Annotated in this window: 10 protein-coding genes and 1 pseudogene; 7 read left to right on the top strand and 4 right to left on the bottom strand. The window is 40.7% G+C overall.

Annotated elements, in window-relative coordinates:
- Positions 1–71: 71 nt before the first annotated feature.
- Both WA256_RS16980 and WA256_RS16975 read left to right on the top strand, forming a co-directional pair.
- The gene (locus tag WA256_RS16980; RefSeq protein ID WP_279625991.1) at positions 72–479 is read left to right on the top strand and encodes a response regulator; all 408 of its coding nucleotides are present in this window, start codon (positions 72–74) and stop codon (positions 477–479) included.
- Positions 480–487: 8 nt separating this feature from the next.
- Complete coding sequence (locus WA256_RS16975) at positions 488–784, top strand: PilZ domain-containing protein (protein ID WP_062566996.1); 297 nt, start codon at positions 488–490, stop codon at positions 782–784.
- Here the strand turns inward: WA256_RS16975 and WA256_RS16970 are convergent.
- Positions 781–1,971 (bottom strand): class I SAM-dependent methyltransferase, encoded by a 1,191-nt coding sequence (locus tag WA256_RS16970; RefSeq protein WP_062566995.1) that lies wholly within the window; start codon positions 1,969–1,971, stop codon positions 781–783. The two genes, WA256_RS16975 and WA256_RS16970, sit on opposite strands and share 4 nt — an antisense overlap.
- Positions 1,972–2,106: 135 nt before the next feature.
- On the opposite strand from WA256_RS16970, the gene WA256_RS16965 reads away from it, so the two are divergent.
- Together WA256_RS16965 and WA256_RS16960 are read left to right on the top strand one after the other, a co-directional pair.
- Positions 2,107–2,754, top strand: a complete 648-nt coding sequence (locus WA256_RS16965) for an HD domain-containing protein (RefSeq protein WP_054564028.1) — start codon at positions 2,107–2,109, stop codon at positions 2,752–2,754.
- Entirely contained in the window at positions 2,747–3,148 is a 402-nt protein-coding gene (locus WA256_RS16960) for a VOC family protein (RefSeq protein ID WP_335992696.1), read from the top strand. The genes WA256_RS16965 and WA256_RS16960 overlap by 8 nt, the downstream gene beginning before the upstream one ends.
- Before the next feature lie 12 nt (positions 3,149–3,160).
- On the opposite strand, the gene WA256_RS16955 is transcribed toward WA256_RS16960, so the two are convergent.
- Positions 3,161–4,150: a response regulator gene (locus tag WA256_RS16955; protein WP_335992695.1), complete on the bottom strand. Its 990-nt coding sequence runs from the start codon at positions 4,148–4,150 to the stop codon at positions 3,161–3,163.
- Positions 4,147–7,476: a PAS domain S-box protein gene (locus WA256_RS16950; protein ID WP_335992694.1), complete on the bottom strand. Its 3,330-nt coding sequence runs from the start codon at positions 7,474–7,476 to the stop codon at positions 4,147–4,149. Before WA256_RS16950 ends, WA256_RS16955 begins: the two co-directional genes overlap by 4 nt.
- A 137-nt stretch (positions 7,477–7,613) precedes the next feature.
- On the opposite strand from WA256_RS16950, the gene WA256_RS16945 reads away from it, so the two are divergent.
- Positions 7,614–8,684, top strand: coding sequence for a GGDEF domain-containing protein (locus WA256_RS16945; RefSeq protein WP_269408291.1), 1,071 nt, complete (start codon positions 7,614–7,616; stop codon positions 8,682–8,684).
- 32 nt (positions 8,685–8,716) lie between these two features.
- Here the strand turns inward: WA256_RS16945 and WA256_RS16940 are convergent, their stop codons facing one another.
- Positions 8,717–9,661 (bottom strand): ion channel, encoded by a 945-nt coding sequence (locus WA256_RS16940; protein ID WP_335992693.1) that lies wholly within the window; start codon positions 9,659–9,661, stop codon positions 8,717–8,719.
- A 102-nt stretch (positions 9,662–9,763) separates the two neighbouring features.
- On the opposite strand from WA256_RS16940, the gene WA256_RS16935 reads away from it, so the two are divergent.
- Complete coding sequence (locus WA256_RS16935; protein ID WP_062566989.1) at positions 9,764–10,444, top strand: M48 family metallopeptidase; 681 nt, start codon at positions 9,764–9,766, stop codon at positions 10,442–10,444.
- 18 nt (positions 10,445–10,462) lie between these two features.
- Positions 10,463–10,602: pseudogene (locus WA256_RS21070) on the top strand (pentapeptide repeat-containing protein); the annotation flags it as partial.

Here is a 10,602-nt window from a genome sequence, read left to right as displayed (position 1 = left end):
ACTAAGGAATGAGGTTAGCGCCTCCTTGCTTTAAGTTATAAACACAGATGCTAAAAGGAGATTATGTGGGCATTGAAAAGGAAAGACCTATCTCAGTTTCTGAGCGTACGGTAAATCGGCCGCGACCAACTATTTTGGTCGTCGATGATGAATATTTTAATTTTGAAATGCTCAAAGCAAGCCTTGGGAATGAGTTTTCGTTAAGCTATGCAAACTCAGGCACATCGTGTTTAACATCGGCTATTGCTGAGCCGCCGGATGCTATACTACTCGATGTGTGTATGCCGGGCTTAGATGGTTATGATACCTGCCGATTACTAAAAAACACCCCAGAAACAGAGCAAATTCCTGTTGTCATGGTGTCTGGCCTTGAAACCGAGCTTGAACAAAAAGCAGGGTTTGATGCCGGGTGTGACGCCTATGTAGTGAAGCCTTTTTCTGTTAAAACATTAATAGAGAAAATAAAAACACTGGTATAGGAGGCCATATGTTTCATGAGGAGAAACGCGACTTTCGCCGCATGCAAATTCATACACCTGCAAAACTAATCCCATTAGATGTTGTTAATGGCGAAGAAATTCAGGCTATGTGTACTGATTTAAGTGCAACAGGGCTGGCAATTCACCTTGATGAAGTTTTAGAAATAGGCAGTCTGTATCGGGTGTTAATTGCTTCGACTAGCACGGCGATTACTTCATTTGATGCAACAGCCCGTGTGATACGAGCAACCAAGGAGCAAGATGGCTCCTTGAGTGCCGGTTTAGAAATTGTAAATTTTAACTAGTAAACTTTACAGATCAGGCCTTTAAGATAAAAGCCTTCTGGGTAGCTGCCAGCAATCGGGTGGTCGGCAGCTTGGTTTAATCGTTCCATGATCAACAAGTCTTTACCTGCATCAAGGGCTGCATCCGCAACCACTTTTTGAAATAAATTTTGTTCCATTAATCCAGAGCACGAGAAGGTAAGTAAAGTGCCACCTGGTTTTAAGATTTGCATCGCAATCATATTAATATCTTTATAACCACGGCAAGCACCGGTTAATTGCGCTTTGTTGTCAGCAAATTTTGGTGGATCCATAACGATAGTATCAAATTGCACACCTTCATCACGGTATTGGCGCAATAACTTAAAAACATCTTGTTTCACAAAATCAACTTTAGACAAATCAAGGTTGTTATGCTCAACGTTACGCTTAGCCGTATCAAGTGCTGGCTGCGATACATCGACGTTAGTAACGTGTTTACAACCGCCACGCAAAGCATAAAGCGAGAAAGTACCTGTGTAGCTAAAGCAGTTTAATACTGTTTTGTCTTTAACAAAGCGCTCAAGGGCTGCACGGCTATCACGTTGGTCTAAGTAAAAGCCAGTTTTGTGGCCTTCAAGAATGTCTACCTCGAGTTTTAAGCCATTTTCTTCAATGATGACTGGCTCAGTTGGTTCCTTGCCCCAAAGTAGGCCCTTGATTGGCTCAAGGCCTTCTTTGGTGCGAACATCAACATCTGAACGTTCATAAATATCGCAGCCTGGGAAAATAGTCATTAGTGCAGCAACAATTTCACCTTTATGACGCTCTGCACCGGCACTAAGCAGTTGGCACACCAATACATTATCAAATTTATCGATAGTGATGCCTGGCAAGTAGTCAGATTCTGCAGCGCTTAAACGAAAACCTGTTAAGCCGCCTTCGCTGATCACCTGTTCGCGCGCATCATAGGCTCGACGCAAACGCTTTTCAAAAAATGCTTGGTCAATTACTTCGTTTTGATCGAAGCTCCATACGCGAGCACGAATTTGCGATTGCGGGCTGTAAGCTGCAATCGCTAAAAACTTACCGTCATTGTCATAGATAGTGACAGTGTCACCTAGTCCTGGCTTACCTTTTACTTTTTTAATGGCTTTAGAGAACACCCATGGGTGTTTTCTTTTTAATGATTTTTCTCGTCCAGCTTGCAGGTAAATAGCAGATGACATAGGGATTCTCGCGTCAAACAAAAGGGGGCATAGTTTAATGAAGCACTGGCAAACATACAATGAATGTTTTGAACAAATCCAGTAAGCACGCTAAAGTAAGCATAATTTCAATCAGTTAATGGTGATAGCCAGTATATGCAGCCAGAAATAGACTTTGCAGCGTTAGAAACTCAGTGTCGAGACTTTATTTTGTCTTTACTCCATGCCGATGTCGCACACGATATTAGTCATATTGAGCGAGTAGTGAGGGTTGCAAAACAATTATGTATCGCCGAGCAGGCAGAAATGGCTGTGGTGTTACCCGCAGCTTGGTTACATGATTGTGTTGCGGTTGCTAAAAACCACCCAGACAGGGCAAAAGCATCAACCATGGCCGCAGACAAGGCGTTAAGTTTTTTAGCCTCAATTAATTATCCTGAGCAGTATTTTAGTGCTATTCATCATGCTATTGCGGCACATAGCTTTAGTGCCAATATCAAAGTCCAAAGTGTTGAAGCGCAAATTGTGCAAGACGCTGATCGAATGGATGCATTAGGTGCAATTGGTGTGAGTCGTTGCATGAAAGTAGGGGGCTCAATTGGTCGCTATCTGTATCATAAAGACGACCCATTTTGCTTAAACCGCGAACCTGACGATACAAAATACACCCTAGATCATTTCTTCATTAAGCTGTTACACATTAGCGAGAGTATGAACACGCCATCAGCAAAAGATGAAGCCAAAAGACGTACAGCTTACATGCTCGAATTTTTAGAGCAGTTAAAAACCGAAATTGGTGAGTAACATGGCTATTCCATCTTTATGTGGTGTTGATCATTGCCACTTAAATGTTGATGATTTATCGGCTGCGCTAAAGTGGTATCAGCAAATACTTGGTTTTAATGTGGTACCAGAACTCGCATTTTGGGATGAAGGGAAAGGGCCTTTAACCTTAGAAGACCAAGCAAAGACAATTCGTTTAGCACTCTTTGAAGCAGACGGTAGAAGCAAAGGAATTGCCTTTGGTGCAAATGCAGCACAGTTTTTAGCATGGCTTGAGCATCTAGCTCAATTTGATGTTAAAACATTTGTTGCCGACCATGGTGTTACTTTTTCAATGTATTTTAAGGATTGTGCTGGAAACAGCCATGAAATTACTTCGCATGATTACGATGCAATTAAACAAGGCCTCAAATGAGGCCTTAATATCTCAGCTCGTATAAGTATTTTTGATTTCTATGATGCTATCTATTTGGCCGATAAATAAATCAACTAGTTGCGGGTCAAAATGCTTACCAGCTTCGTCTTTCAATAAGTCGAGCGCTTCTTCAACCGACCAGGCTTTTTTATAAGGGCGTTTTGAGGTTAAAGCATCAAACACATCTGCAATTGTCACGATACGCCCTTCAATACTGATCTCTTCGCCTTTTAGACCATACGGATAGCCCGTACCATCCCATTTTTCATGGTGTTCAAGGGCAAGCTTATGAGCAAGCTGTAATAGCGGCGAAGTTGATTTCTCTAAAATCTTCGCGCCGATTAAGGCATGTTGTTTCATGTGCTCGTATTCGTTTTCGTTTAAGCGCCCAGGTTTTAAAAGTACTGAATCAGGAATACCTATCTTACCGACATCATGCATAGGCGCTGCCTGTTTAAGCTGTTCGGCTTCGTACTCACTCATGCCATAGGCAAGGGCGAGTACCTTACTGTAACGGCTCATTCTTGCAATGTGCTCACCAGTGTCGGTGTCTTTATATTCTGCAGCGCGGCCTAAACGTTGGATCAAATCAATGTGGGCTAATTGCAGTTGCTCAGCTTGCACTAAAGATAAATGATTTTTAACCCGTGCTCTGACAATCGCAGGGCTAATTGGTTTGGTAATATAATCGACTGCACCTAGAGCAAATCCTTCAGACTCATCCTGCTCATGGGAAAGTGCGGTAACAAAGATAACAGGAATATGAGCAGTTTTAGGGTTTTCTTTTAACACTTTACAGACTTCGAAACCGCTCATATCTGGCATCATAATATCGAGCAAAATCAACTTAGGAGGTTCATTCTCAATAAGCTGAAGAGCAAGCTCGCCAGATTTTGCAAACGATAAGCGATAATCGTTAGCGAGTACTTCACGGATCACTTTTAAATTGGCTGGTTCATCATCGACGACCAAAATTCTTGCACGTTCTGAGATTTGCGTCATAGGTGTTCCTTAGCAGCTTGGAGAGTGTGCTTTAAAGCTGATAAAGCAGTGCTTGCTGCATCAAAGTCAAAGTTTTCAAAATGCGCACAAATTTCAACAACCTGATCTTGGTAGGTTGCAGGTGCTTGGGATTGCACTTGGCTTAATAAATCATCGTCTATCTCTGCATGCTCAGCTTGCGCTTGCAGTGCCTCAATTTGGCTAATAAATGCGCCCAACGACGTTTCGTGTATGGGTTGCTGTTGTGAACTAGACTGCGGCTGTTCTGCAAGTAATGCAATCAGCGTTTGCCATTCCTGTTCGCACTCGGCAATGAGTGTAGGGAAGCTTTCCTTTTCACGTTCTTTCTCAGCGTTTGATAACAAGTATAATAATTTTGCGAGGGCTAAATTACCCGCGACTCCTTTAAGAGTATGCAAAATTGCTTTTTGTTCGTCTTCACTGAGTTTCTGATCCTTCAGTCGTAGAATACTCTGTTGATGATTACTAAGGAATAAGCCAATTTCCGTATTTAATTTCTCTTTGCTTCCCCACATCAAAACACCTTTGTCGTAGTTGATGTGCTTTTTCTCATCACCGACTTTATTGTTAGTGATTTTATTTACTTCTAAACCAAGCACTTTCGCAATTTCATGGTTCAGCTGGTTAATATCAACGGGTTTATTTGCAAAGCCATTCATACCGGCTTGCTTTGTAGTAATTTTATCTTGTTGTAAAACACTCGCCGTCAACGCGATGATAGGTGTAATTTTTAAGCATCTGATTTTCTCTATTTCGCGGATTTCTTTACAGGCCGTAATGCCATCACATTCCGGCATATGTATATCCATCAAAATCACATCAAAGCTTTGCTGTTCAAATGCTGCAATGGCTTCAAAGCCATTTTGAGCCGTACTAATGGTGTGCCCAGCTTGAGATAATAAAATGTTCAGTAGCTCAACATTCTGCTCAATGTCATCAACCACTAATATGCGAAGTTTCGGTAAGTTTAATTGATTGCCAGGTAAGGTATCGACTTGGCTGATATCACCTTCTTGTAATGGTAGGGTAAAGTAAAAGCAGCTGCCTTTGCCTTCTTCACTGATAGCACCAATTGAACCACCCATTAATTCAACAAGCTGCTTACTAATAGTTGTGCCAAGACCTGTGCCACCAAATCGGCGTGTCATGGTGCCGTCGGCTTGTTCAAATGGCTGGAAAATAGCTTCTAAGCGGTGCTTGGCTATGCCAATACCGCTGTCTTGTACTTCGAAAAACAATTGTTTATTTTGAGTTTGACTCACAGTAATTGTTACAGACCCTTGCTCTGTAAATTTAATGGCATTACCGATGAGATTATTCATCACTTGGCGAATACGAGACTCATCGCCAATATAAATAGGCGCAACATTTTCAGCTATAATCAAATCAAGCAGGATATCTTTTCGCTTCGCCTCGAGCCAAAAGGTCGATACTATGTTGTCGAGTAGCGCTTGTAAGTTAAAGTGCTCAGCCTGAATATCGAGTTTGCCTTTTTCTAACTTTGCAGAATCTAGTACTTCATTGAGCAAATGCAGCAGTGAGCGAGCTGATTTATTCACGGTAATAATATGTTTTTGTTGCTCCTTACTGAGTGGGCTGTCCATTAATATGTCGCTAAAGCCGATTATGGCATTCATTGGCGTGCGTATTTCATGGCTCATGTTTGCCATAAATGATTGTTTTGCTTGCGCTGCGGCTTCAGCTTCTTGTTTAGCCTTTTTGAGTGATTCTTCATATTCGTGACGAGCGGTAATATCGATAAGTACACCATCGATCCACTTTTGTTCAGAATCACTATTTTCGTTAATTGTTCCTTGGTCTAAAACCCACACAACTTTGCCATTTCGGTGGCGAATGCGGTACTCAACCGCATATTGGTTTTTTTCAGCTATGGCTTTTTCCATAACTTCATCAATATGCGCTACATCATCGTTATTAATGATTTGAGCAAATGTAACTGTGCCATCGGTAAACTCTTCAGGGCTGTAACCTGTTAAGTCAGCAACACTGGGGCTTATAAATTTCATTGTCCAGTGCTCATCTAGCAAACAACGAAATACAGCGCCGGGAGTATTGTTCATTAAAGTACGATATTGCTTTTCTTTTTCTTCGAGACTTTGCTGCAGTGCACGTTGCTCAGTTAAATCGGTTATAAAGCCTACAAACAATGTTTCTGCGTTAGGTTGTTTTACTTCCCCAAGCCCAAGTCGAATCGGGAATAAATGACCATTTTTATGTTTTGCAAATACATTGCGGTTAACGCCAATCACTTTTTTAACTTCATGTCTGCTACTGTCAGCTAAGTAACCATCATGTTGCGCGGCTATATCGTCGTTCATTAATAGTTTTACGTTTTTACCTAACACTTCGTCTTGGCGCCAACCAAAAATAGTTTCTGCTGATTTATTAAAGCTTAAAATAATGCCATGAATATTAATTGTTACGATGCCATCTATTGCAGTGCCTAAAATGGCATCCAAGCGCGACTCTTCTGCTGATTTTTCTGCCAGTAATAAGCGAAAACGTACCATGCCGTTAATGATACCAACCAGAGCGGTTAATAATACGGTGGCAAATGAAACGCTAATGGCGATAAAAGTAAGTTGCGACGTTTGAACGTTTTCAGATAACAAAGGCGAGGTTGCAACAAAGCGGGTGGCGGCCATTCCCATGTAATGCATGCCTGCCACGGCAAAGCCAAAGATAATGGCGCAAATGACACGGGTTTGAAACACAGTGAGTTTTTTAAAATACTTACCTAGGTGAAATCGCGCATATAAGCCGACAAAAGATAATGCAACAGCCATCACAATAGATGCTGCAAACCAAGCTGGGTCGTAGCGAAGCAGCGGACTCATTTGCATGGCTGCCATCCCCGAGTAGTGCATCGCACCAATGCCAGAGCCAAGTAATACAGAGCCAATGAGTAGCTTTATTGTTGTTGGTATTTGCTTTAAATCTTTGCGTTTCAAAAATGAGAATGCTGTATAGCAGGCTAGAAATGCAGGAATAAATGAAAAAAATGTCAGTGTAGGGTCGTACTCCACGGTGGTGCATAATGAAAAAGCTAGCATGCCGATAAAGTGCATACTCCAAATACCACCTGACATCACCAAGGCACTTGTCGCACTGCCTAATTTACGGTACGAATCAAATTGTGTTCTATTTGCTAGATCAATGATATGGAGTGAAAAATAAGCAGCAAAAATAGCCGTAGCAATAGAAAGAGCAACTAAGCTTGGATCATAGACACCACTTACTATTAAGCTGGGGTCTTGATCTGTGATAAAAAATTTCGCGAGCATAATATTTTTTTGAAACGGCTTGTTATAGCAGTCTAATACAAATTGTTCTGAATTTAGAGAAAAACCTATCACTTAAGTACGTAGGATTCAAAACCTTGGCTATATTTAATTAAAAAGGAGTAGTTCGAGGTGGGTAGATGAGAAGAACCGAGCAAACATTAGTTGAGCAAATGCAGATTAATGATGTAGAAATCCAACACAGAATGAGCTTATTAGGGCTGACTTCAAATAGTCTGTCATCTCTTTTGAACTATAAACCTATAATCGAATCAGCCATCGAAAATGTAGTGAATGAGTTTTATAAAAAACAAACCGAAGTGGATGAAATTTCGTTACTAATTGGCGATGCAGATACCTTAACACGACTCAGAGATGCACAAAGGCAGTATATAATCGATTTATTTTGTGGTCGTTACGAGCATGAATATGTTAACAACCGTCTACGGATTGGTATGGTGCATAAGCGTATTGGGGTTGAGCCAAAGCTTTACTTATCGGCAGTGTGCACTTTAAAAGAACTGATTTTTAATGTGCTTCGCACCGCAATAAGCGATCAAGATGAGTTAAGTCATACCCTTACCATCATTGATAAATTAATTTACTTTGATACGACCTTGGTCTTTGATACTTATATCGACAGCTTAGTGGGCGAAATTGAAAATGCGAAACGCCGCACCGAAGTCTATGCGAAAGGCCTTGAAGAAAAAGTCGCTCAGCGTACTCAAGAACTTGAGAAACTCGCTAAACTCGACCCTCTCACTAACCTCTACAATCGCCGTGTAATGCAAGAGCTATTACAACGCGACCTTGCCAGAGCCAGACGTCACAAATCACCATTAACGGTTGTTTATTTTGATCTTGATGACTTTAAGTCAGTGAATGACACACAAGGCCACTTAAAAGGTGACGAAGTCCTTAAATATATAGGCCAATACTTACTTGAAAATATTCGCGAGATAGATATACCGTGCCGTTATGGCGGCGATGAATTTTGCATCATCTTACCCGATTGCGAGTTAGATAGCGCCTTTACTATTTGTGAAAAACTTATAGCCGCATTTGAACAACAATACCCTGAGCTTCATCTAAGTTTTGGTCTTATTGCAGCGCCACTTGATAGCACGGTAGATGCTGAAGAGTTAATTAATCGAGCCGACAAAAAAATGTATCAGGCAAAAGAGCATAAGGGTTCATACATTATGCGTTAGCGAGTCATACGCTTTACAAAAACAACGACGAATCAAGCAAGCGAAAAGCTACCACAAAATGCTTCTATGGCTGCGATTAACCTCGAAAAACCTATTGGCGTAATGTCACCATAGCCAAGGGTTGTAAAAGTCACCACGCTGAAGTAAAAACTATTCAGTAATGCCGACAAATTGCTTTGAAATGAGTTTTCAAAGCTCAGTTGCATCACAGAATCTTGATAACTTACCCCGAATAAGAAATAACAAAATGCACAGCAAATAATGAGTGACAGACTAAAGCGAATGACATTTTCGGGCTTTTCGCCATAACCACATAACATATCTATAAAGCTGGAAGTAATTTGCTTGGTTGAGCCTTTTCTGTATTGCGCATGACGCATTCTTAATTCTTTGTAGGTGAAGTTACCGGCGAGCTCAAAAAGCCCTTGATGTTCAGAGGCTTTTCTTAAATTGCGATATATTTCTTCAGATTGCTCAAATAAGTCTCGTGCTTCATCATGCTGTTTATTTTTACGTGCTTTAAATGCAGCCGCTTCTTGTAATAATTGGTTACCCAATTCGATGTTATCAATTCTGCTGTCGTTGAGCTTAATACCTAGTAAGTTGGTATTTTTTAAATCACAGTAATGCAAACTCGCGCTATGTAAATTAGCTTTCATTAATGAAGCATTGGCGATTTTATTATTAAATAGGTGAGCGCCCGTTAAATTCGCACGATAAAAATTACAATAGGAGAGATCATAACCTTCTTCGTCATCCTGCTTGATTAAGTTAAGTCCTGAAAGGTTCGCTCTTTGCAATTGCAGGCCTTCTAATAAGCCACCTTTTTTTGCATAGCGCTCTAATTTTTGGGTTAGATCTAGCCCTGATTTATCAAATTTACTATCATGCCAAAAGCAAAATCCAGAGCCCATATCTGTTTCTTGGCACTTGTTACCTGTTGGTGAGGTATAACTACAACATGGTTTGTCAGGCATAAAGGTGAAAACTTATTTGTGAGTCATCTTTATAGATTAGCAGCTATTTAGCAGGGTAAAATGGAATCTCTTATTTTTATTAATCGAATTGGCTGACCTTTGTTGGATTACACCCTAAAGCGTAGTAAGCGCAGAACAACCGTCGCAATTAAAGTTGCCGAGCAGAAATTGACCGTTTATGCGCCTTTTTATGTTCCACAAACTGAGATTGATGCCTGGTTAAAGACCAAGCAAGATTGGGTCGCTGAACAAATAGCCAAACAATCCATTCATGCTGAGCGCCGTCAACTACCATTAGTAAACGCCACTATTAAGTTGTTTGGGCAAAACGTGCCGATAGTATTCGCTAAAGGCCCGAAAAGCATGTGGCAACAAGATGCACAGTCTCAGCTTACCTTATCAATATCATCACGTGTCAAACATCAAGAAGCTAACTACCTAGCTTTGCTGGAGCAGTTTTTACATGAAAAGCTTGAGAGCTATATCGAAATGCGTGTTCATGATTATTGTGTACAGATGTCTGAATCGCTCCCTACAAAGCTTAAAATTCAACATTATAAACGTCGTTGGGGCAGTTGTAATAAACGCCGCGAGCTGACTTTTAACTTACATTTAGCAAGTGCGCCAACCTGGGTGATTGATTATGTGGTTGTACATGAGCTTGCGCATCTTTTACATATGAACCATAGCGCTAAGTTTTGGCAACGTGTGAACCAGTTTTATCCAAATTATAAAAAAGCAGAGCAATGGTTAAAAGCAAATGGAAGTAGTTTGAGTTGGTAGCTTAAGTTAGAAAGAGTAAAGTTAGAAAGAGTAAAGCTAGAAAGAGTAAAGCTAGAAAGAGTAAAGCTAGAAAGAGTAAAGCTAGAAAGAGTAAAGCTAGAAAGAGTAAAGCTAGAAAGAGTAAAGCTAGAAAGAGTAAAGCTAGAAAGAGTAAAGCT

This window comes from Pseudoalteromonas sp. CH_XMU1449-3 (assembly GCF_037027245.1).
GTDB classification, from domain to species: domain Bacteria; phylum Pseudomonadota; class Gammaproteobacteria; order Enterobacterales; family Alteromonadaceae; genus Pseudoalteromonas; species Pseudoalteromonas shioyasakiensis.
Note: the sequence above shows the minus strand (reverse complement) of the source record. Positions and strands in the feature narration are given on the sequence as shown.

Coding starts and splice junctions, on each gene's coding strand:
- WA256_RS16975 (WP_062566996.1), top strand. CDS start 488: ATGTTTCATGAGGAGAAACGCGACTTTCGCCGCATGCAAATTCATACA.
- WA256_RS16970 (WP_062566995.1), bottom strand. CDS start 1,971: ATGTCATCTGCTATTTACCTGCAAGCTGGACGAGAAAAATCATTAAAA.
- WA256_RS16965 (WP_054564028.1), top strand. CDS start 2,107: ATGCAGCCAGAAATAGACTTTGCAGCGTTAGAAACTCAGTGTCGAGAC.
- WA256_RS16955 (WP_335992695.1), bottom strand. CDS start 4,150: ATGACGCAAATCTCAGAACGTGCAAGAATTTTGGTCGTCGATGATGAA.
- WA256_RS16950 (WP_335992694.1), bottom strand. CDS start 7,476: ATGCTCGCGAAATTTTTTATCACAGATCAAGACCCCAGCTTAATAGTA.
- WA256_RS16945 (WP_269408291.1), top strand. CDS start 7,614: ATGAGAAGAACCGAGCAAACATTAGTTGAGCAAATGCAGATTAATGAT.
- WA256_RS16940 (WP_335992693.1), bottom strand. CDS start 9,661: ATGCCTGACAAACCATGTTGTAGTTATACCTCACCAACAGGTAACAAG.